The sequence below is a fragment of the Gemmobacter sp. genome (assembly GCF_046292685.1).
Classification (GTDB): Bacteria; Pseudomonadota; Alphaproteobacteria; order Rhodobacterales; family Rhodobacteraceae; genus Wagnerdoeblera.
Genome location: NZ_JBKBQM010000003.1, coordinates 55928 through 78127 on the forward strand (window position 1 = coordinate 55928; position 22200 = coordinate 78127).

The window sequence follows — 22200 nt, forward strand, 5'->3', positions numbered from 1 at the left end:
CTTGGCGCCGGGCTTCAGTAATCGCGTTCGAAGTGGATGCCGATGCCGGTGCCGCCGTCGCCGCCGCTGCGGCCGCGCACGGTGACCGAAGGCGACAGGTCGAGGTTGATCGACACTTCCGACTTGCCGTCGGCGTCGAGCTTGAGATCGACATAGACGTTTTCGGTCAGATACTTGCCGGCGCGCACGGCCGCAGCGCCGCCTTCGGCCGCCGACACGTCGAAATCGTCGAGCCCGAAGGACTTGCGCAGCCGGTCCACCACGCCGCCGCCGCCGCGCCCGGTCAGCGTGGCCACGGCCGAGGCCAGTTGCGCGGCCTGCACCGGGGTCAGGCTGGTCAGCCCGCGGCCGAACAGCAGGCGGGCCACGACCTCTTCCTCGGGCAGTTCGGGGTTGGAGAGGAAGCGGATGCCGGGCGCATCGGCCGGGCCATCGACGATGACGCTGGCGCTGCCGTCGATGGTGTCGGTGGTGGCGACAAGGCGGAGGGTGGGGGTCAGGCTGCCTTCCATCTGGACCGAGCCTTCGGTGAAGGCAAAGCGCTTGCCCAGCAGGTCGAGCCGCCCGCGGATCAGTTCCAGCCCGCCCGAGGGCACGACGGCCGCGGTGGTGCCGGCGATGCGGAAGGCGCCGCCCAGTTCGGCATCGAGGCCCCGGCCGCGGATGAACACCCGGTTCGGCGCCGAGATGGCGACATCCAGCGCAAAGGCGCGCGCCGGGGCGGCGGTGGCGCCGCCGGGCTCCAGCAGGCTGGCGCGGGCGCGGGTCTGGCGCACGGCCGCCGGTTCGCCGAGGTGGCGCAGCTCGGGGATGGCGGCGATGCCGCCGAGGCCCGACGAGGGGATGCGCAGTTCGGTGTCGCCCAGCGCGATCTGCCCGGCAATGCGCGCGCCCCCCGTCAGCGGGCCGGAAACGGTCAGCCGGCCGTTGGCGCGGGTCTGATACAGGTTGGGGTCGCGCAGCACGAGGCCGTCGAGGGTGATGGCCAGGTCGCCGGCAAAGGGCGCGGTCAGCCCGACCGGGCCGCTGACGGCCAGCCGCCCGCCGGTGTCGGATGTGGCCTCGGCCGCGATCTGCGCCCGCCCGCCCGACAGGGTGACGGTGGCGCCGACGCCGGAAAAGGCAAAGGGCGGGTCGGCCAGCGTCAGCCGCCCGCCCGACAGCGCCACGCTGCCGGAAAGCGCGGCGAGCGAGGGGCGGCCGTTCAGCGCAAGGTCGAAGCGCAGCGGCCCGCGCACCGCCACCGGGCCGAGAAAGGCGTTGGCCAGCGCGGCATCGGCGCTGCCGGTGGCGCGCAAGGCGGTGGTCGAAAGGTCGGCCGCCGCGGTGCCGGCGACCTCGGCCGCGATGCCGCCGGGGCCGGTGGCGTTCAGGTCCAGCGTGAGGCGGCCGGCGGTTTCGTCGATGCGGCCCGCGACGTTCAGCGGCCCCGGCACGCCGGGCACCAGCAGGGCCAGATCGGCCAGGCGGGCGGTCAGGTCCAGCCGGCGGTTGGCGCCGGTCTGGCTGGCGCTGGCGCGGGCGGTCAGTTGGGGTGTGTCGAGCGCCAGGTTTTCCACCCGGATCACGCCGTCCTCGCGGCTGGCGCGGGCGGCAAGGGTGGTGGCGCCGCGCAGCAGGGCGTCGGCTTGCGGGTTGCGGGTGGCCAGGCCGCTGGCGCGCGCCGTGAGATCCGCGGTTTCGCGCCCGCCGGCCAGGGCATAGGCGACATCGGCCTGCAGGCGCCCGGCATAGCCCGGGCCGGCCAGCGACAGGTCGTCGAACCGCAGGGCGGCGGTCAGGTTGCGCACGGTATCATCCAGCGCGCCGCTGGCGGTGATGGCCCAGGTGGTGCCGCCGACCCGGGCGCGGTCCAGCCGCAGCACGCCCTGCCTGTAGCCGGCGGTCACGGCAAGGTCGGTGGTGCCGCGCAGCAGGCCATCGGCCTCGGGGATGCCGGGGCGCAGGTCGCGCCCGGTGCCGGCAAGGTCCAGTTGCAGGTCGTCGGCCAGCGAGGTGCCGGCAAGCTGCGCCCGGGCCGCCAGTTGCCCGCCCAGCCCCTCGCCCAGCACAGACAGGTCGGACAGGTCGAGGTCCAGCGCCAGATCGGGGCCCGAGGAGCGCACCCACCCGCTGCCCGACAGGCGCAGGCTGCGCGCCGTGGCCTGCAGCGCGCGGATGTGCAGGCCATCGGGGCCGCGGGCGGCATCGAGGCGGATTTCGCTGTCGCCCGCCAGCAGCGCATCGGCCTGCGGCTGGCCCAGGCGCAGGTCGCGGCCCTGCACGCTGGCCACCCCGTCGAAGGCGCCCGACAGCGGGGTCAGCGCGCCGGCCCAGCCCACCCGGGCCACGCCGCGCAAGGGCCGCCCGGCAAAGGAGGACAGGCGGGCCATGTCCTGCACCTCGGCGGTCAGGGTGCCGTCGATGGTCAGGCCGGTGACCGGCCCCGCGATCTGTGCCGCGCCTTCGAGCGCGTAGCCGGTGCCGGCAAGCGTCAGTTGCGACAGCGCCAGCGGCGCGCCGTCGGCCCAGTGGAACCGTGCCTGGCCGGTCAGCGCATCGCCCAGCATCTGCGCCAGCGCCGGGTCGGCCAGCGCGAGGCCCGCGCCGTCGAGGTCGAGCGTGCCGCCCAGGGCGCGCGCGCCGCCCGGCCGGCGGGCGATGCGCCCGCTGCCTTTCAGCGCCAGCCGCTCGGCCTGCAAGGCGGGGGCATCGAGCCCCTCGAGGGTGCCGTCGAGCCGCCAGCCTTCGCCTTGCTGGCGCGAATCGTAGCCGAGCCGCAGGCGCGCGCCGCCGACGCGCACCGGGTCGCCGGCCAGCGGCAACAGCACCGGCGCCCCGTCCGGGCTGCCGAGGTCGAGCGACAGGTCCAGCCGTTCGGGCAGGCCGTCGGCCGCAATCTGCGCCGCGCCTTGCACCTGCAAGGCGGCCGATTGCACCTGCAGCGCCGAAAGGTCGATCGCGCCGGCGGCGGTGCGGCGGCCTTCGGCCAGCAGGCGCACGCCGGGGCCGAAAAAGGCCTGGTAGTCGGGCAGGAACAAGGGCGACACGTCGCCTTTCAGGTCGGCGCGAAAGCCGCTGCCGCCGTCTTCGGTGGCGGCCAGCCGGACCGCGCCGAACAGCCGGTCCTGCCCGCCGCTGGCCAGCGAGACCACGGCCTCGAAATTGTCGATCGGGCCCTGGCCGGAAATGTTCAGCGCCAGCGACGGCGCTCCGGGCAGGCCCAGCAGCCCGGCCGCCAGCCCGCCGGGGGGTTCCTGCACCGCCAGGTCCAGCGCGAGGCGCCGGGTGTCGTTGGCGAAAGACCCCGCCAGCCGCAGCGACCCGCCGGCATCGGTGCGGTCGAGTTGCAGCGTCGCCGCGCCTTGCCCGCCCGCCAGGTCGGCCGAGGCCAGCAGCCGCGCCACCACCGGCTGGCCCAGCACCGGCGCGCCAAGGCGGATGCTGCCGGCGCTGATTTGCCCGAGCTTGACCGACACCGGCAGGTCGGGCAGCGCAAAGGGCACCGCCTCGGGGCTGGGCAGGGCGTTCGGGTCGGCCGGCGGCAGACGGTCGAGCACGATTTCGGACACGCTGAGCTTTTCGACCTCGATCCGGCCCGAAAGCAGCGCGCCGCGGTTCCAGTCCAGCGCAACGCCGGTCAGGCGCAGCCAGACCCCGCCGGCGTCGGCGATGGTCAGTTCGGCGATGCGCGCGCTGGAGGACAGCGCGCCTTCGAACCCTTCGATGCGCACCTCGCGCCCGGCGCCGGACAGGTTGTCCTCCAGCAGGCGGGTCAGAAAGCCGCGGTCGCCGCCATCCTGCGCGGTGGCGGTCAGGGGCAGAAGGCACAAGGCAAGGGCCAGCGCGCGCCGCATCAGAAGGCCTGCCCGATGCCGAGGTAGAATTGCACCCCGTCGCCCTTGCGCCCGCCTGCCGGTGCCGCGATGTCGAGCCGCAGGGGGCCGACCGGGGTGGCATAGCGCAGGCCCAACCCGGCGCCGGCGTGCCAGTTGCTGGCGGGGGCGGCGGTAAAGCGGCTGTCGGTGATGCGGCCGTAGTCGAAAAAGCCCACCACGCCGATGCTGTCGGTCGCCTTGCCGCGCAGTTCCACCGAACCGCCGACGAATTGCGTGCCGCCGGTCATCATGCGGCCGACATTCACCCCGAGCGAGCGGAAGGGCTGGCCGCGCACCGTGCCGCCGCCGCCCGACCAGAACAGGTCGTCGCGCGGCACGTCCAGCAGCCCGGCCCCGGCGATGATGCCGCCTTGCAGCCGCCCGGCCAGCACCACGCGGCTGCCCAGCGGCTGAAAGCCGCGCAGGTCCAGCCTGGCGCGCAGGCCCGACCCGGTGGTGCCGAAGCCGAGGAAAGGCTTGGCCTCGGCATCGATCCAGAAGCCGCGGCGGGGGTCGAGCTTGTCGTCGCGCCGGTCCCAGGTCAGGCCGAGCGGCAAGGACAGGTTGCGAAAATCGCGCCGCCCCAGCGTGTCGGACGCACGGGTCAGCGAATAGACGATGTCGGCCCGCGCGGTCAGGCTGTCGGAAAAGATGTGCGTGACCCCGAAGCCGAAATCGAAGCTGTCGATCCGGCTTTGGCGCGACTGTTCGCGCTGGAATTGCAGGGTGAGGCGGGCGGTGGTGTCGGGGGTGAAGGTGGCGGGGCGCTGCAGCTCGGCCCCGAGGCGCCAGTCGATGCCGCCGTCGTTCAGGCCGATCTGCGTCGCCTCGGCCTCGATCCGCAGGCGTTCGGCCCCGCCGTTCAGGTTGCGATGCAGCCAGAAGGCCGAAAGCGTGGCGCCTTCGGTGCTGGTGAGTTCGGCGCCGAAGCCCAGCCGGCGCCAGGGCATTTCCACCACGGTGGCGGTCACGTCCAGCGTGTTGCCGGGGCCGAGGGTTTCGGCCTCTGCCAGCGCGACCGAGCGGAACACGCCGGTGCGGCGCAGCCGGTCGGCGGCCTTGCGCAATTCGTCGGGCGAATAGACGGCGCCCTGCGGCAAGCCGGCGATCTTGTGCAGCCGCGCCTCGCGCATGCGGGCCTGGCCGGTGAACGTCAGTCGCCCGAACCGCGCCTGCGGGCCGGGGGCCATCGTCAGCCGGGCATCCAGCACCGCGCGCGGGTGGTCGGCGGTCAGCGACTGGGCGCCGACGGCGGCCTTGGCATGGCCGGCGGCGCGCCAGCCATCGACCGCGGCTTCGGCAGCGGCGCGGATGGTGCCCGATTGCGCCACGCGCCCCGGCGCGAAGTCGGGCGGCAGGCGGGTGCCGGGGGCCAGCGGCGCCGCCTCGGCCCGGCCGAAGGCGAAGGCGGGGCCGGGTCGCACCTCGATGGCCACGGTGCCGATGCGGGCGGGCGCGTTCAAGGGCGCGATGTCGGCGGCCTCGCGCCCGTCGATGCGGATCGAGATGGTGCCCGAGTAATGCCCGGCGGCGTAAAGCGCGCCCAGCAGGCGGCCGTAATCGGCGCGGGCGGCGGCGAAGACCTCTTGCGCGTCGGCACTGCCTTCGCGCCGCGCCGCCTCGGTCAGCGAGGCGCCGCGCAGGCTGGCGGCCAGATCGTCCGAGGCGCCGGGCAGCGAAAAGGTGACCGCATCGAGCCCATTGGCCGGAAAGGCGACCACGGCCGCCAGCGCCAGCGGCGCCCACCCGAACAGACCCGATCCCAACCGCACGCAGCCCCCCGAACCCAACAGCGCGATCCTGCCACGCAGGCGGCCCGGCCGCAATGCGGCCGCCGCAGAAAACCCGGGGCGCGCGCGCCGCCCCGGGTCACGTCGGCGTGCGCCCGCCTAGAAGGTCAGCGGGCGGTCGCCCTGGGCATCGCGGATGCTGGTCGGCAGCCCGATGCGGTTGAGCAGGGCGAGGAAGGGCTTGGGGTCCAGCTCCTCGACGTTGCGCATGGCGCCGACATCCCAGGTGCCGTCGGCGATCAGCATGGCGGCGGCCACCGGCGGCACGCCGGCGGTGTAGCTGATGCCCTGGCTGCCGACCTCCAGATACGCCTCCTTGTGGTCGGCGACGTTGTAGATCAGCACTTCGGCAGGCTGGCCATCGCGCGTGCCCTTGACCAGCGTGCCGATGCAGGTCTTGCCGGTATAGTCGGGGGCCAGCGACGAGGGGTCGGGCAGCACGGCCTTGACCACCTTGAGCGGCACGACCTCCAGCCCTTCGGCGGTCTTCACCGGCTGTTCGGACAGGAGCCCGAGGTTCTTCAGCACGGTGAAGACGTTGATGTAATGGTCCGAAAAGCCCATCCAGAACCGCACGTCGGCCTGCGGGTAACGGGTGGCAAGGCTGTGCACCTCGTCATGGCCGGTCATGTAGGTCTTTTGCGGGCCGACAACCGGCATGTCCCAGGTCTGGCCCACCTCGAACATCCGGTTCGCCTGCCAGGCGCCGTTCTGCCAGGAATAGACCGTGCCGGTGAATTCGCGGAAGTTGATCTCGGGGTCGAAGTTGGTGGAGAACCAGCGCCCGTGCGAGCCGGCGTTGATGTCGATGATGTCGATCGACTTCGGTTCGGGCACGTAGTCGTCGATGGCAAGCCGGGCGTAGGCATTCACCACGCCGGGGTCGAAGCCCACGCCCAGAATCGCGGTCACGCCGGCCTTGGCGCAAGCCTCGCGCCGCTTCCATTCGTAGTTGGCATACCAGGGCGGGGATTCGCAGATCTTTTCCGGCTCCTCATGGATGGCGGTATCCATGTAGGCCACGCCGGTTTCGATGCAGGCGTCCAGCACCGGCATGTTGACGAAGGCCTGCGCCACGTTGATGACGATCTGCACCCCGGTTTTCCGGATGAGATCGGCCACCTCGGCGGTGTCGCGGGCGTTCACCGCATGGGCCTGCAACGCGCCCTGAACCTTCAGGCTGCCTTTTTCGCGCACGCTGGCCAGAATCGCCTCGGCCTTCGAGACGGTGCGCGATGCGATGTGGATGTCGCCCAGCACGTCGTTGTTCTGCGCGCATTTGTGCGCCACGACCTGGGCCACGCCTCCGGCGCCGATGATCAGGACATTGCGTTTCATTTCGCCCATGCACCTCCTTGGGGATTTCGGGGTTACGTCAGTTGCGTGACGGGGTCACGACAGGGCGGCCACGAATTCGTCGTAGCCGAAGGCGCGTTGCAGGGTGATGCTGCCGTCCAGTTCGCGCACGGCGATGGCGGGCATCTTGACCCCGTTGAACCAGTTCTTCTTGACCATCGTGTAACCGGCCGCGTCCTGGATGCTGAGCCGGTCGCCGGGTTTCAGCGGTTCGGCAAAGCGGAACTCGCCGAAGATGTCGCCGGCAAGGCAGGACTTGCCGCAGACCATCCATTCGTGCGGGCCTTCGTTCGGGGCCATCTTGGCGCTGATGCGGTAGATCAGCAGGTCGAGCATGTGCGCCTCGATGCTGCTGTCCACGATGGCCAGGTTCTTGCCGTTGTAGAGCGTATCGAGAACCGTCACCTCCAGCGTCGCCGAATTGGTGATCGCGGCCTCGCCCGGTTCCAGATAGACCTGCACGCCGTTGTCGTCGGCAAACCGCTTCAGCCGGTCGGCGAGCTTGTCCAGCGGGTAGCCTTCGCCGGTGAAATGGATGCCGCCGCCCAGCGAAATCCACTTCATCTGCCGGATCAGAAAGCCGAAACGCTGTTCGATATGCCCCAGCATCGCATCGAAGCGGCCGAAATCGGCGTTTTCGCAGTTGTTGTGGAACATGAAGCCGGTCACGCGGTCGGCCACGGCGGCGAGGCGTTCGGGGTCGTGTTCGCCCAGGCGGGAAAACGGGCGCGCCGGGTCGGCCAGATCGAAGCCCGAGGTGGACACCCCCGGGTTCACCCGCAGCCCGCGCACGTGCCCGGCCGACACCGCATCGAAGCGGTCGAGCTGGCCGATGGTGTTGAAGATGATCTTGTCGGAGCTGGCCAGCACCTCGTCGATCTCGTCGGGCGCATAGGCGACCGAATAGGCGTGGGTTTCGCCCGGAAACTTCTCGCGCCCCAGCTTCACCTCGTAAAGCGAGCTGGAGGTGGTGCCGTCCATGTAGCGCGACATGAAGTCGAACACGCCCCAGGTGGCAAAGCATTTCAGCGCCAGCAGCGATTTCGCGCCCGAGGCTTCGCGCAGCCAGGCGATCTTTTCCATGTTGGGCAGCAGGCGTGCCTTGTCGATGACATAGCAAGGGGTGGGGAGCATGGCAGGCCCTTCCGGCAACGGGGGTCGAAAGTGCGCGGACGTGCGCGGGGGGGCGTGTAGCGGCTTGCTCACGCCTGCACAATATAGAACCGCGGGGGCGGCGTTCAATCCTCGGCCGGATCGCCGGGGTGCAGCGCGCTCAGCGCGTTCAGAAGCGTGACAAGCTGTTCCATGCGGTCGGGGCCGAAGGCCGCTTCGATCTCGCGGTAGATGCGGCGCGATTCGGGGCTGGCGGCGCGGATCACCGCCATGCCGGCCGGCGCGATGCGCAACAGCACGCGGCGGGCGTCGGTCGCGTCGCGGTCGCGTTCGATCAGGCCGCGGTCGGTCATGGAGCGGATCATCCGCGTCAGCGACGGCGCCAGGATATTGGCGCGCGCCGCGACCTCGGAGGCGTCCAGATCGTCGGCCTCGGCCAGCACGCGCAGCACGCGCCATTGCTGTTCGTTGACCCCGTGCGCTTCGAGCATGGGGCGGAACTGGCGCATCACCGCCTCGCGCGCCCGCAGCAGGGCCATCGGCAGCGAGTGGCGCACGTCGGTGGGCAGGAACTCGGGTTTCTCGGCGTTCATGCACATGTTTAATATCGGATTGCGCGCCGCCGCAAGATGCCGAGGATTGACGGGCATCGCGCTTAACATTAACGTGTTAATGAATACGGAGGGCATCATGGCAGCGCAATCCCCGGAACTGGCGGCCAATCTGGCGCGCGCGAACGGCTATCTGCAACGGCTTGCCGAAGGCGGGGTGATGAACCGGATCGCCGGGCAGGACGTGCCCGGCGAACTGGGCTGGTTCGAAAGCATCACGCCGGTGGACGGGTCGGTGCTGGCGCGGGTGGCGCGCGGGGGGGCGGCCGATATCGACCAGGCGGCGCAGGCGGCGCAGGCGGCCTTTGGCGACTGGGCGCGGATGGACGGGGCGAAACGGCGCAAGCTGTTGCACCGCATTGCCGATGCCATCGAGGCGCGGGCCGAGGAAATCGCCTTTCTGGAATGCCTCGATACCGGGCAGGCGCTGCGATTCATGTCCAAGGCGGCGCTGCGGGGGGCCGAGAACTTTCGCTTTTTCGCCGACAAGGCGCCCGAAGCGCGCGACGGCAAGTCGCTGTTCGGCCCCGGCCAGATGAACGTGACCAGCCGCGCCCCCATCGGGCCGGTCGGCATCATCACGCCGTGGAACACGCCGTTCATGCTGTCCACCTGGAAGATCGCGCCGGCGCTGGCCGCGGGCTGCACGGTGGTGCACAAGCCGGCCGAGTTCAGCCCGCTGACCGCCCGGCTGCTGCTGGAAATTGCCGAAGGCGCCGGCTTGCCGCCCGGCGTGTGGAACCTGGTGAACGGCATGGGCGAAGATGCGGGCCGCGCGCTGACGGAACATCCGCTGATCCGGGCGATCGGCTTCGTGGGCGAATCGCGCACCGGCAGCCGGATCATGGCGCAGGGGGCGGCCACGCTGAAACGGGTGCATTTCGAGCTGGGCGGCAAGAACCCGGTGATCGTGTTTGCCGATGCCGATCTGGACCGGGCGGCGGATGCCGCGGTCTTCATGATCTATTCGCTCAACGGCGAACGCTGCACCTCCTCCAGCCGGCTGCTGGTCGAGGCGTCGGTCCATGACCAATTCTGCGCCGTGGTGGCGGAAAAGGCCGCGCGCATTCCCATCGGGCACCCGCTGGACCCCAAAACGGTCATCGGCCCGCTGATCCACCCCGAACACGAGGCCAAGGTGCTGGGCTATTTCGAGAAGGCCCGGGCCGAAGGCGCCACGGTGGCCACGGGGGGCGAAAAGGTGCCGGGCCCGGGCTGCTATGTGCGCCCTACGCTGTTCACGGGGGCGCGCAACGACATGGCGATCGCGCAGGAAGAAATCTTCGGCCCGGTGCTGACGGCGATACCCTTTGCGGACGAGGCCGAGGCGCTGGCGCTGGCCAACGACGTGCCATACGGGCTGGCCGGCTATCTGTGGACCAACGACCTGACGCGCGCCTTGCGCATGACCGATGCGATGCAGGCGGGCATGATCTGGGTGAACTCGGAAAACCTGCGCCACCTGCCCACGCCCTTCGGCGGGGTCAAGTGCAGCGGCATCGGCCGCGACGGCGGCGACTGGTCGTTCGATTTCTACATGGAAACCAAGAACGTGGCCTTTGCCACCCTTGCCCACGCCATCCCCAAGCTCGGAGGCTGAGATGCCGGTTCCCGCCCCCAACCTTTACCCCGATTTCAACACCGTGCGTCTGAGCCACGTCGAATACCGCGTGACCGACATGGGCAAGGCCCGCGCCTTTTACGTCGATACGCTGGGCCTGCAGGTGACGGACGAGACGGCCGGTTCCTTGTATCTGCGCGCGATGGAGGAGCGCGGCCACCACTGCATCGTGCTGCACGGGGCCGAGGCGCCGGGGGTGGAGGTGCTGGGCTTCAAGGTCTGGGACGAGGCCGACCTGGACCGCGCGCAGGCCTGGTTCGCGGCGCGGGGGCGGCCGACAGAATGGGTGGCGCGCCCGCATCAGGGCCGGACCTTGCGCACCTCGGACCTGTTCGGGGTGCCGCTGGAGTTTTACGCCCATATGGACCGTCTGCCGCCCATCCACCAGAAATACGCGCTGTATCGCGGGGTCAAGCCGCTCAGGATCGACCATTTCAACACCTTCAGCCCCGATGTCGATGCCTCGGTCGCGTTCTGGAACGACATGGGCTTTCGCGTGACGGAATACACCGAGGACGAAGGCACGGGGCGGCTGTGGGCCGCGTGGTTGCACCGCAAGGGCGGCGTGCACGACATGGCCTTTACCAACGGGACGGGGCCGCGGTTGCACCATACGGCGTTCTGGGTGCCGACGCCCCTGAACATCATCGACCTGCTGGACCTGATGGCCACCACCGGCTGGGTTGCACATATCGAACGCGGGCCGGGGCGGCACGGCATTTCCAACGCGTTTTTCCTGTACATCCGCGACCCCGACGGCCACCGGATCGAGATCTACTGTTCCGACTACCAGACCTGCGACCCGGATCTGGAGCCGATCCGCTGGGATCTGAAGGATCCGCAGCGCCAGACGCTGTGGGGCGCCCCGGCGCCGCGGTCGTGGTTCGAGGAAGGCTCGGCCTTCGTCGGGCTGGAACCGCGTGCGGCGACGCTGAAGGCCACCCCGATCATCGCGCCCTGAGCACGCGCATCGCCGCGGCGGCGGCGAGCGTGAAGCCGCCGCTGGCCAGCATCAGCGACCACAGCCCCGGGCCTTCCAGCAACAGCGCGCCCAGCATCGGCGCGACGGCGCCGGCCACCAGCGCCGGCATCTGGATGGCCCCGGCGACGGCGCCGTAATTGTCGGGGCCCATCGCATCGGCGATCAACACCGGGCGCAGGATGGTCAGGATGCCCATCGCGGCGCCTTGCAGCCCGACGTAAGCCAGCACCACCGCCGCCCCGCTGCCGCTGGCCGCCAGCAGGCCCGCCGCCACCACCAGCGCCCCCAGCGTGATCGCGGTGGCGCGGGCATTGCCGATGCGGGCTTCCCAGCGCATCAGCACCAGCCGCCCGACCACCTGCGCCGGCCCGACGCAGGCCGCGGCGAACACCGCGAGGGGCTCCGGCTGGCCTTGCCCCACGAGGATCGGCACCAGAAAGCTCATCACCATCCAGTGATTGAGGCTGGCCAGCGCAAAGACCAGCGCCAGCAGCCAGAAGGCCGGCGCCCGCCAGGCCGGTGCCGCGGCGCCGGCGGCCATGCGGGGCTGCGGCGGCGCGCCGGCGCGCCGCAGGGCAAGGGCCCCCCACAGGTGCAAGGGCACCACCGCCGCCGCCATCAGCCCCGCCGCGCCCCAGACCGCCGCCCGCCAGCCGAAGGCGCCCGCAACCGCCGCAAAGGCCGGAAAGGCCAGCGTCGAGGCAAAGCCCGCCAGCAGCGTCACCCGGATGATCGCGCTGCGCGCCGCCGGGCCGAGGCGGCGGATCAGAAAGGCAAAGCACACCTCGTAAAGACAGGCGGCCTGCGCCACGCCGTTCAGCGCCCAGACCGCAAGCCATTGCCCCGGCGTCTGCACCAGCGCCATGCCCGCCAGCGCCAGCGCCCCCAGCAAGGCGCCGGCGGCCATCGCCTCGGGGCCGCGGCCACGATCGACCAGTCGCCCCATCACCGGCGCCAGCGCCGCCGAGATCAGGATCGCCAGCATCGGCCCCCCCGCGAGGGTGGATTTCGACCAGCCCAGATCGCGCGTCCAGAACAGCACCAGACCGGGAAAGATGTAGAACAGGCAGGCGTAGCCCAGCGTCTGCCCCAGCGCCAGCGCCCAGACCGCGCGGCCGCGTGCCAGAAGCTCGGGCGGGGTCATCGCCTCAGAGCCGGTAGAGGTCGGCGAACTTGGCGTCGAGGTAATCCAGCAACGGGCCTTCGTCGGGGTCGAAGCCGCAGGCATGGGCCACCGTGGCGCGCGGTTCGCGCAAGGCCCCGAAACGCTGCAGCCGGTCGCGCATCCAGCCCGTCGCGGCCGAGGTATCGCCGCGCGCGAGGTCGGCATCCAGCCCCGGCAGGTCGGCGCGCAGCGCCTTCATCAGGCAGCCGGCATAGATGTTGCCCAGCGAATAGGTCGGGAAATAGCCGAACAGGCCGACCGACCAATGCACATCCTGCAACATTCCATGCGACGGGCGATCCACCATCACCCCGAAATCCTGCAGGAATCGATCATTCCACGCCGCTTCCAGATCGGCCACCGCCAGATCGCCCGCGATCAGCGCGCGTTCCAGGTCGAAGCGCAGCATGATGTGCAGGTTGTAATGCACCTCGTCGGCCTCGGTGCGGATGAAGCCGGGCTGCACGCGGTTGACGGCGCGGTAGAACGCCTCGGGGCTGGTCAGGTTCAGCGCGCAGCCTTCGGCCTGCATGCGGCGGAACAGCCAGCCGGTGAAGGCGCGGCTGCGGCCGAGCTGGTTTTCGTAGCTGCGGCTCTGGCTTTCGTGCACCCCCATCGACACCCCGCGCCCCAGCGGCGTGAACAGGAAGGCCTGGTCCACGTTCTGTTCGTAGGCGGCATGGCCGACTTCGTGGATGGTGGAATAGAAGCAGTTGAAGGGGTCGGCTTCGTTGACCCGGGTGGTGATGCGCACATCGTTGCCCGACCCGGAGGAAAACGGGTGCACGGCCAGGTCCAGCCGGCCGCGCGTCCAGTCGTAGCCGAAGGCGGTGGCCAGATCGCGGGCGATGCGCATCTGCTGTTCGGCCGGGTATTCGCCGCGCAGGGGCTCGGGGGCGGGGGCGGCCAGCACGCGTTCGCGCAAGGCGACCAGCCGCGGGCGCATCCGGCCGAAGACGCCGGCGATCCAGTCGGCGCTGGCGCCGGGTTCATAATCGTCGAGCAGCGCGTCGTAAAGACCGGTGTTGCTGCCATCGGCCAGGGCGGCGGCCTCCTCGCGCTTCAGCGCCACAACCTGGTGCAGCGTGGGCAGGAAATGCGCCACGTCGTCGCGCGCGCGCGCCTCGGCCCAGATGCCCTGGGCCAGGCTGGTCAGCCGCGCCAGTTCCTGGGCCAGCCGGGCGGGAATGCGGCTGTGGCGGGCGTAGTCGCGCCGGATGTGGCGCAGTTGCGCGGCCTGCGCCGCGTCCGCGGGAACGGCCGCATCCAGCCAGGCGGCGATGCGCGGATCGGTGCGGCGGGCGTGCAGCACGCCTTCGAGCGCGCCGATTTCCTCGGCCCGGTGTGCGGCGGCGCCGCGGGGCATCATGGTTTCCCGATCCCAGCCGAGCCGGCCGGCGATCTGGGCCAGCGCCTCGGTCTCGCGCTGGAAGGCCAGCAGGTCTGCGGTGCTCATGCGGTGCCTTTCGCGATCGACCCCGCCACGGGGTATTGGGCCATGTGCCGCGCCCGCAGGATCAGCACCCAGAGAACGACCGCACCGATCTGGTGGGTCAGCGCAACATGCAGGTGGGCCGATGTCAGCACGGTGACGATGCCCAGCACCATCTGCCCGAACAGCATCACCGCCATCCAGTCGAACGCACGCCGCGTGGTCAGGTGCGGCGAGCGGCGCCCGCGCAGCCACACGACGAGGCCGAAGGCGAACAGCGCATAGCCCGACATGCGGTGCAGGAACTGCACCAGCCCTTCGTTTTCGAAGAAGGCGCGCCAGAGCGGCCCGCCATCGGGCACGTAAAGCGCGTTGGAGGGGAAGAATTCGCCGTTCATGTCCGGCCAGGTCGGAAAGGCCCGGCCGGCGTCGATGCCCGCCACCAGCGCGCCCAGCAGGATCTGCAGGAAGGCAAAGTGCATGAGCCCCGTCGTCATGGAAAACAGCCGCGCGTCGCGCCCGCGGCGGGCCTGCATCAGGTCGGCTTCGCTGCGGCCGAGAAGAAAGACATACCAGGCGATGAACCCTAGGATCACGAAGGCCAGCCCCAGGTGGGTGGCCAGCCGGTAGGAGGCCACGCGCACCATTTCCCCCGTCAGGCCGCTGGCCACCATCCACCAGCCGATGGCGCCTTGCAGCCCCCCCAGCGCCCCGATGAACAAAAGCCGCCCCGTCCAGCCCGGCGGGATGCGTTTCGTGGCCCAGAAGAACAGGAACCCCAGGCCCCAGACCAGCCCGATCAGCCGGCCCAGCTGCCGGTGGCCCCATTCCCACCAGTAGATGAACTGGAACTCCTCGAGGCTCATGCCCTTGTTGACCAGCTGGTATTGCGGGATCTGGCGGTACTTGTCGAACTCGGCCGCCCAGGCCTCGGCCGTCATCGGGGGCAGGGCGCCGGTGACGGGGCGCCATTCGGTGATCGACAGGCCGCTGTCGGTCAGCCGCGTGGCGCCGCCCACGGCGATCATCGCCATCACCATCAGGAACAGCACGATCAGCCAGCCGCGCACCGCCCCGCGCGCGCCGCGGGGGGCCTTGTCGATCATGCCGCCGCCGCTGGGCACGGGCGAGCGGTCGCCCTGGACTTCCTCAAAGATGCTGCGTGCCTTGGCCATGTTCCGCCCCCTCGCTTCGGCGCCAACCTAGAGCGGCCCGCGCGGGGGTTCAAGGCAAGCCGGCGGCTCGGGTCTGGCGGCGATAGCCTTCGCGCGTGGCGGTGTGGATGGGCCAGGGGTGGACGGTTGCCGCCACGGTCATCTGCCGGTGGCGTTCGACATGCGGCTTGGCGGTGCCGCCATCCCTTTCGCCCCAGAGGATGTCCACCCGGCTGCCTTCGGCGGCCAGATCGGCGCGCACCATCGCCAGCGAGATCCACGCCCGTTCGTTGGCCGAATGGACCGGATAGGTCGAAAGCCCTACCAGCGACCCGCCCGACAGCACCTGATCGCAGGGATGCGCGGCATAGTGGCCCGAAGGCAGCTCCATCAGCTCGGGCGCGGGGTAATCCTCCATCATGCCGACAAAGATCCGCAGCACGTCGGCCTTGTCCCACACCAGCGTCACCTTGACGCGGTGCGGCCCCGGGACCATGCGTTCCAGCGCGGCGCGGCCGATGAAATCGTGGTCGAACCTGACCACCCGGCCATCGTCCGGATCCCGGGGCATGAGGTAATATTGTTCCACGTCGTCGGGCTGATGGGCAGGGTTGCCGGCGGCGTCGATTCCGGCTTGCATGGTGCGGGTCATGGGGGGCTTCCGTTGTCGCGGCGACCCTGGCGCAGGGCGCGGGCGGGCGGATATGCGAGGTTTGAATGTGGCTCGCCGGTCTGGTTACATCGGGGCCTGGGCGAACCTCTGCTGCCCTTGCGCATGATCCGGGCCGTGCCGGTGCTGGCCGAAGCCCGCAGCCTGTCGGGCGCGGCGCAGGTGCTGACCTCGCGCCCCTCGGCCTTGTCGCGGGCGCCGGGCCAGGCCGATCCGCCGCTGGTTCGAAACGCTGTTCACCACGCTGGGCGCGCAACCGCCGGCGCAGACCTGCGAAATCCGGTCCTTTCACCGTGCCGAACAGACGATCGTGGAAAGCGGCTCGCTGGCCTTGCTGAGCTATGGCCCGCAGGCGCTGGCCGCCTTGCGCCCCGACCTGCGCCCGGTGGCCTTCGCCTTGCCCGACCCGGAGGTGCCCGTGGGCGTGACCTTGCGCGCGGGCGCCGACCCCGGCCCGGCGGTGGCGGCGTTTCCGGGCCGGCTGGCGGTGCGGCTTCAGTCGCCCAGCTTGGCGTGAACTTCGGCCAGGTCGATCTCGCCCAGCGGCATCTTGTTGTCGGGGTTGTCGAAATCGTAGCGGAACAGCTGGAAATCCTTGCGGTAGATTTCCCACATCAGGTGCATCGAGAGATCGTCGAAATAGGCGCTGACCGGGTGTTCACGCTTGGGCCCGTGGCCTTCGGATTCGTTGAAGCGCGGGATGGTGGCCAGATCGACCGGCACCGGAGTCTGGATCGCATCCAGCACGCCTTGCATGCCGCGGTTGAAATCCTCGGTGAAGAAGATGCTGTTGTAGCGCCCGCCGTTGACGATGAAGGTGGACACATGCCCCGACATCGCCGACCAGTGGATGTCGGGCTCCATCGGCTTGCGAAAGCGGATGGTGTCGCGCGCGAACAGCAGGAACCGGCGGAACGACCGGATCTGGTCGAAGGGTTGCTTGCCATCGTCGCCGCCGACCTCGATGCCGTATTTCTGGATCAGCAGCGGCACCAGGTTGCCGCGATAGCGTTTGCCGTTGCGCTGGATGCCGCAGATCTTGTCGAAAAAGCTGGACAGGATGCGCGCATAGGGGTTGCGCACGCAGGTGAAGGCATGAACCTTGCGGCCCTTCACCGCCTTGGTGATGCGCGGCTGGCTCGCCTCGATCGACCATTTGTGCAGGCCCGAGGTGGCATCGTGAATGTCGCCATCGAAGAAACGACCGTGGTCGGAATAGAACATGATCTGGCCGATGGTCGAACAGGCGCACTTGGGCACCACACGGTAGACCACGCTTTCGCTTTCCGTCATCCAGGTGCCTGGAAATCCCATGTCGTGCCGCCTCTTGCCTTCTGCCGGCCCCGGCGCCCGGCGCCCGGATGGCGCGGTTGCCGTCGAAACTCGGTCTTTTCAACTGTCGTGAAAGACATTTAAAGAATCATCGTGGCAGCGTGAAGGCATCCGAGTTTCCAGAATGGCAAAAATCGCCTACATCCTGCTGACCCACAAGGATCCCGACGGCATCATCGCCCAGGCGCAGCGGCTGACCGCGGCGGGCGATTACATGGCCATCCACTTCGACGCCAACGCGAAGAAGGCCGATTACGACCGCATCCGCGCGGCGCTGGCCGACAACCCTTCGGTCGTCTTTGCGCGGCGGCGCATCCGCTGCGGCTGGGGCGAATGGAGCCTGGTCGAAGCCACCTTGCAGGCCCTGCGCGCCGCGGTGGCGGCGTTTCCGCGCGCGACGCATTTCTACATGCTGTCGGGCGACTGCATGTGCATCAAGTCGGCCGAATATGCCCACGACTTTCTGGACCGCGACGATGTGGATTACATCGAAAGCCTCGATTTCCTCAATTCCGACTGGATCAAGACCGGGATCAAGGAAGAACGGCTGATCTACCGGCACTGGTTCAACGAACGCAAGCACAAGTGGTGGTTCTACACCTCGCTGGAATGGCAGAAACGGCTGGGGCTGGCGCGCAAGGTGCCGGACGACCTGCAGATCATGATCGGCAGCCAATGGTGGTGCCTGCGGCGGCGCACGGTGGAATGGCTGCTGGAGTTCATCGATCGGCGCCGCGACGTGGTGCGATTTTTCCGCACCACCTGGATCCCGGACGAGACGTTCTTTCAGACCCTTGTGCGCCATCTGGTGCCCGAGGCGCAGATCCGCTCGCGCACGCTGACCTTCCTGATGTTCACCGATTACGGGATGCCGGTCACGTTCTACAACGACCATTACGACCTGCTGCTGGCGCAGGACTATCTGTTCGCGCGCAAGATTTCGCCCGATGCGGTGGAGCTCAAGCGCAAGCTGGGCGAGCTTTATACCGTGACGGGCCAGCATTTCGGCATTTCCGACGAAGGGCGCGCGCTGTTCCGGTTTCTGACCGGGCGCGGCCGGATCGGGCGCCGCTTTGCCCCGCGGTTCTGGGAAACCGGCTCGAGCATCGGGCGCGAACGCACGCTGATGATCGTGACGTGCAAGAAATGGCACGTGGCCAAGCGGCTGGTGGACCGCATCCGCAATGTGACCGGCATCCCGGGGGTGCATTACCTGTTCAACGAGGCGACCTGCGCCTTGCCCGATCTGGGCGGCATCCAGAGCACGCTGGAAAAGCGCACCCGCCACCGCCGCGCGCTGGTGCGGATGCTGTTCGACCTGTGGCAGACCGACCGGCTGGTGATCTGCATCGACCCGGCCAGCATCGACCTCATCCAGGATTTCTACGCCGACAAGACCGACGTGCGCCTGCTGGAGGTGGAATGCGTGTTCACCGACGACTACCTGCTGGGCCATGCCCGGCGGGTCGGGCTGGCCGCGGAGCGCACGCCGCAGGATGTGCTGGAACGGCTGCTGCCGACCATCCGCTACGATGTGCGCTTCGAATCCGACCGGCTGGGCGACGCGGGGTTCGAGCGGTTCCACCGTTTGCGCCAGTCGGCGGCGCCGGGCGAAAACACCTTGCCGCTGGCGCGGTTTCTTGGCATCGCGCCCGAGAAGGCGGCCGAGGTGCTGGCTGTCGACTACCTGTTCACCGACTGATGCGAAAGGCGCGCCATGCCCTATGCCTATGACCCGAACAATGTCTTTTCCCGCATCCTGCGCGGCGAGATTCCCTGCCGGAAGGTGCTGGAAACCGATCATGCGCTGGCCTTTCACGACATTGCGCCGCAGGCCCCGGTGCATGTGCTGGTGATTCCCAAGGGGCCTTACGTGAACGCCGACCATTTCGCGGCCGAAGCCAGCGATGCCGAGATCGCCGATTACACCCGCGCCATCGGCAAGGTCTGCGCCGAGCTGGGCATCCGCCCGGGCGACGGCGGGCAGGGCTATCGGCTGATTGCCAATGCCGGCGAAGCCGGGGTGCAGGAGGTGCCGCACCTGCACGTGCATATCCTGGGCGGGCGCGTGCTGGGCCGGATGCTGCCGCGCGCCTGAGCCGCGACGGCTTGGCACGGAGGACGGCGCGGGGCGGGCTCAGGCCCCCGGCGCCCCCCCTGCGAGTTATCAGGGCGACGCGCCGGGGCAGGGGCCGATCGGCCGAACGCTCTACAGCCGTGCCGCGAGGCGGGCGGCCTGGTCGATCGCGCGTTTCGCGTCGAGTTCGGCGGCCACGTCCGCGCCGCCGATGACATGGGCGGCGATGCCGGCGGCGGCCAGCGCATCGGCCAGGTCGCGGGCGGGGTTCTGCCCGGTGCACAGCACCACCGTATCGGCCGCAATCAGCTCCGGCCCTTGCGGGGTCTCGACCTCCAGCCCATCGGGCGTGATGCGGCGATAGGTCATGCCGCCGCGCATCTCGACGCCTTTCATGGCAAGGCTGGCGCGGTGGATCCAGCCCGTGGTCTTGCCAAGCCCGCGGCCGGGCTTTTCGGGCTTGCGCTGCACCAGCGTGACAGCGCGGGCCGGCGGATGCGGTTGCGGGCCTTCGGGTGCCAGGCCGCCGCGCGCCTCGGCCGGGTCGGCCACGCCCCATTCGCGTAGCCACAGCGCCAGATCCTCGGTCGGGCTGGTGCCTTGATGCACAAGGTATTCCGACACGTCGAAGCCGATGCCGCCGGCCCCCACCACCACCGCACGCGGCCCGACCGGCGCGCCTTGCAGCACGTCGATATAGCCCAGCACCCGTGCCCCCGGTTCGGCCGGGATCCCGGGGTCGCGCGGGGTGACGCCGGTGGCCACCACCACCTCGTCGAAGTCGCGCAGGTCGTCCACACCGGCGGCATGGTTCAACCGCAGCGCCACGCCTTCGGCCGCCAGCATGGCGGCGAACCAGTCCACCAGGCCGCGGAACTCCTCCTTGCCGGGCACTTGTTTGGCAAGGTTGAGCTGCCCGCCGACCGCGTCCGATTTCTCGAACAGGGTCACCGCATGGCCGCGCCGGGCGGCGATGATGGCGGTCATCATGCCGGCCGGGCCGGCCCCGACCACGGCCACCGACTTGCGCGCGGCTGCCGGCGGATAGTCCAGCTCGGTTTCGGCGCAGGCGCGGGGGTTGACGAGGCAGCTGGTCAGCCGGCCGGAAAAGGTATGGTCCAGACAGGCCTGGTTGCAGGCGATGCAGGGCGCGATTTCGCGCGCGCGGCCCGCGGCGGCCTTGGCGACGAAATCGGGGTCGGCCAGAAACGGGCGCGCCATGCTGACCATGTCGGCCGCGCCTTCGGCCAGCACCTGTTCGGCCACCTCGGGCGTGTTGATGCGGTTCGAGGTGATGACCGGGATCCCCACCTCGGGGCGCAGCCGCGCGGTCAGCCAGGCAAAGGCCCGGCGCGGCACCGAGGTGGCAATGGTGGGCACCCGCGCCTCGTGCCAGCCGATCCCGGTGTTGAGCAGGCTGGCCCCGGCCGCCTCGATCGCCTTGGCCAGTTGCACCACCTCGGGCCAGGTCGAGCCGTCGGGCACAAGGTCGATCAGGCTGATGCGGTAGATCAGGATGAAGTCCTGCCCCACGGCCTGGCGCACGCGCGACACCACCTCGACCGGCAGGCGCATGCGGTTTTCGTAAGCTCCGCCCCAGCGATCCTCGCGCCGGTTGGTGTGGCGCACGAGGAACTGGTTGAGGAAATAGCCTTCGGACCCCATCACCTCCACGCCGTCATAGCCCGCCTCCTGCGCGCGCACCGCGGCGGTGACGATGTCGGCGATCTGCTTTTCGATGCCGGCCTCGTCCAGCTCGCGCGGGGGGAAGGGCGAGATCGGCGACTTGACGGCACTGGCCGAAACGCAGTCCTTGCCATAGGCATAGCGCCCGGCGTGCAGGATCTGCATGGCGATGCGCCCGCCGGCGTCATGCACCCGGCCGGTGACGACGCGGTGGTTGGCGATGTCCTGCGCGGTGTAAAGCCCCGCGGCGCCGGGGAACACCCCGCCTTCGCGGTTCGGCGCCATGCCGCCCGTCACCATCAGCGCCACGCCGCCGCGCGCGCGGGTGGCATAGAATTCGGCCACCCGGTTCCAGTCGCCGGTTTCTTCCAGCCCGGTGTGCATCGAGCCCATCAGCACGCGGTTGGGCAAGGTCACATGGCCAAGGTCCAGCGGTGCCAGCAGATGCGGATACGGGTTCATGCGCGGTCCTCCCCAAGCTGGGCGCATCCTGCGCCACAGGCGGGGGTCTTGTCACCTGCCGGCGGGCGCTGCCGCCGCGTCAGGGCCGCAACGTCATGCCCTGGTCAGCAGGCCGACCATGCGGCGGGTCGGCGCCACCACCACCAGCACCACCGGAAAGGCCAAGGATCGGCCCTTGCCTGATCGGTGCGGCGGCGCCTGTCCAGTTCGCCGCGCGCAAGGCTGCCATGCGCGGGCCCGGGGCTCAGCCTTCCAGATCGGCCGAGGGGATCATGGGAAAGAACACCCCGCCCGAGCGCAGGCCGAACCAGCTTTCCCCGGCGTGAAGGCGGTGTTCCCCGAGCTCGACCAGCCGGTAGAAGCTTTTTCGGTCGATCCGGGCCTCCAGCCCGCGGCGCACCATCACGTAAGGCGAAGGTTCGCCGGTGGCCGGGTCGCGGGCAACGCGCAAGGGCGCGTCGGGGCCGGCGGTCACCTCGTCCTCGACATTGGTGACGAAGGTGATGGCCTGCGCGGGCGTGCCGGCGCCTTGCACCCGGAAATCCACGGCGACAAAGGGGGCGTCGTCCACGCGGATGCCCACCTTTTCCACCGGCGTCACCAGGTAATAGCGCCCGTCCTCCAGCTTGAGGATGCCGGCGAACAGCCGCACCAGCGGCGCGCGCCCGATGGGGGTTCCAAGGTAGAACCACGTGCCGTCGCGCGCGATGCGGATGTCGAGATCGCCGCAGAACGGCGGATTCCACAGGTGCACCGGCGGCGGGCCCTTGCGGCCGGCGGCGCTGGCCGCGGCGGCCAGGGTATCGGCCGTGGGGATCGCTGGTTTTTCACCCATCACTCTTTTGCCATTTGTGCCGGACGCGTTAGTTTGGTTCAGTGAGGATATAGCGCA

The 22200-nt window shown here is 69.8% G+C and carries 17 protein-coding genes; 5 read left to right on the plus strand and 12 right to left on the minus strand.

All coding sequences use genetic code 11. The features are described 5' to 3' along the window. Positions 1–14 precede the first annotated feature (14 nt). From ACK4S2_RS01560 to hpaR, 5 genes are all read right to left on the minus strand, one after another. Complete coding sequence (locus ACK4S2_RS01560; protein ID WP_409619628.1) at positions 15–3836, minus strand: translocation/assembly module TamB domain-containing protein; 3822 nt, start codon at positions 3834–3836, stop codon at positions 15–17. Next, positions 3836–5647: an autotransporter assembly complex protein TamA gene (locus tag ACK4S2_RS01565; RefSeq protein WP_409619630.1), complete on the minus strand. Its 1812-nt coding sequence runs from the start codon at positions 5645–5647 to the stop codon at positions 3836–3838. Before ACK4S2_RS01565 ends, ACK4S2_RS01560 begins: the two co-directional genes overlap by 1 nt. A 99-nt stretch (positions 5648–5746) precedes the next feature. Then, the gene (locus tag ACK4S2_RS01570; protein ID WP_409619632.1) at positions 5747–6985 is read right to left on the minus strand and encodes a saccharopine dehydrogenase NADP-binding domain-containing protein; all 1239 of its coding nucleotides are present in this window, start codon (positions 6983–6985) and stop codon (positions 5747–5749) included. 54 nt (positions 6986–7039) lie between these two features. Further along, entirely contained in the window at positions 7040–8137 is a 1098-nt protein-coding gene (locus ACK4S2_RS01575) for a carboxynorspermidine decarboxylase (RefSeq protein ID WP_409619634.1), read from the minus strand. 104 nt (positions 8138–8241) lie between these two features. Continuing rightward, complete coding sequence (hpaR, locus tag ACK4S2_RS01580; RefSeq protein WP_409619636.1) at positions 8242–8709, minus strand: homoprotocatechuate degradation operon regulator HpaR; 468 nt, start codon at positions 8707–8709, stop codon at positions 8242–8244. Positions 8710–8806: 97 nt separating this feature from the next. Between hpaR and hpaE the strand changes: the two genes are divergently transcribed. After that, on the plus strand, positions 8807–10327 hold the full coding sequence (gene hpaE, locus ACK4S2_RS01585; protein ID WP_409619638.1) for a 5-carboxymethyl-2-hydroxymuconate semialdehyde dehydrogenase: 1521 nt from the start codon (positions 8807–8809) through the stop codon (positions 10325–10327). 1 nt (position 10328) lies between these two features. Further along, on the plus strand, positions 10329–11309 hold the full coding sequence (gene hpaD, locus ACK4S2_RS01590) for a 3,4-dihydroxyphenylacetate 2,3-dioxygenase (protein ID WP_409619640.1): 981 nt from the start codon (positions 10329–10331) through the stop codon (positions 11307–11309). Here the strand turns inward: hpaD and ACK4S2_RS01595 are convergent. The 4 genes from ACK4S2_RS01595 to ACK4S2_RS01610 are packed head-to-tail and all read right to left on the minus strand — an operon-like array spanning position 11296 to position 15733. Further along, on the minus strand, positions 11296–12474 hold the full coding sequence (locus ACK4S2_RS01595; RefSeq protein WP_409619642.1) for an MFS transporter: 1179 nt from the start codon (positions 12472–12474) through the stop codon (positions 11296–11298). The genes hpaD and ACK4S2_RS01595 overlap by 14 nt on opposite strands. A 4-nt stretch (positions 12475–12478) precedes the next feature. Continuing rightward, positions 12479–13951, minus strand: coding sequence for a carboxypeptidase M32 (locus ACK4S2_RS01600; protein ID WP_409619644.1), 1473 nt, complete (start codon positions 13949–13951; stop codon positions 12479–12481). After that, positions 13948–15102 (minus strand): heme A synthase, encoded by a 1155-nt coding sequence (gene ctaA / locus ACK4S2_RS01605; RefSeq protein ID WP_409619646.1) that lies wholly within the window; start codon positions 15100–15102, stop codon positions 13948–13950. The genes ACK4S2_RS01600 and ctaA overlap by 4 nt, the downstream gene beginning before the upstream one ends. Positions 15103–15151: 49 nt before the next feature. After that, positions 15152–15733 carry a hypothetical protein gene (locus tag ACK4S2_RS01610; RefSeq protein WP_409619648.1) on the minus strand — a complete coding sequence of 194 codons (582 nt, stop codon included), beginning with the start codon at positions 15731–15733 and terminating at the stop codon, positions 15152–15154. A 328-nt stretch (positions 15734–16061) separates the two neighbouring features. Between ACK4S2_RS01610 and ACK4S2_RS01615 the strand changes: the two genes are divergently transcribed. Then, positions 16062–16268 (plus strand): hypothetical protein, encoded by a 207-nt coding sequence (locus ACK4S2_RS01615; protein ID WP_409619650.1) that lies wholly within the window; start codon positions 16062–16064, stop codon positions 16266–16268. Here ACK4S2_RS01615 and ACK4S2_RS01620 read toward each other — a convergent pair. Next, positions 16247–17065, minus strand: coding sequence for a sulfotransferase family protein (locus ACK4S2_RS01620; RefSeq protein WP_409619652.1), 819 nt, complete (start codon positions 17063–17065; stop codon positions 16247–16249). The two genes, ACK4S2_RS01615 and ACK4S2_RS01620, sit on opposite strands and share 22 nt — an antisense overlap. Before the next feature lie 142 nt (positions 17066–17207). On the opposite strand from ACK4S2_RS01620, the gene ACK4S2_RS01625 reads away from it, so the two are divergent. Next, positions 17208–18785: a DUF5928 domain-containing protein gene (locus tag ACK4S2_RS01625; protein ID WP_409619654.1), complete on the plus strand. Its 1578-nt coding sequence runs from the start codon at positions 17208–17210 to the stop codon at positions 18783–18785. A 15-nt stretch (positions 18786–18800) separates the two neighbouring features. Beyond that, positions 18801–19181 carry a histidine triad nucleotide-binding protein gene (locus ACK4S2_RS01630; protein WP_409619656.1) on the plus strand — a complete coding sequence of 127 codons (381 nt, stop codon included), beginning with the start codon at positions 18801–18803 and terminating at the stop codon, positions 19179–19181. Between the two features lie 111 nt (positions 19182–19292). On the opposite strand, the gene ACK4S2_RS01635 is transcribed toward ACK4S2_RS01630, so the two are convergent. Both ACK4S2_RS01635 and ACK4S2_RS01640 read right to left on the minus strand, forming a co-directional pair. Next, positions 19293–21308 (minus strand): FAD-dependent oxidoreductase, encoded by a 2016-nt coding sequence (locus ACK4S2_RS01635; RefSeq protein WP_409619658.1) that lies wholly within the window; start codon positions 21306–21308, stop codon positions 19293–19295. A gap of 244 nt (positions 21309–21552) precedes the next feature. Further along, on the minus strand, positions 21553–22143 hold the full coding sequence (locus ACK4S2_RS01640) for a DUF1285 domain-containing protein (protein ID WP_409619660.1): 591 nt from the start codon (positions 22141–22143) through the stop codon (positions 21553–21555). Positions 22144–22200: the final 57 nt, after the last annotated feature.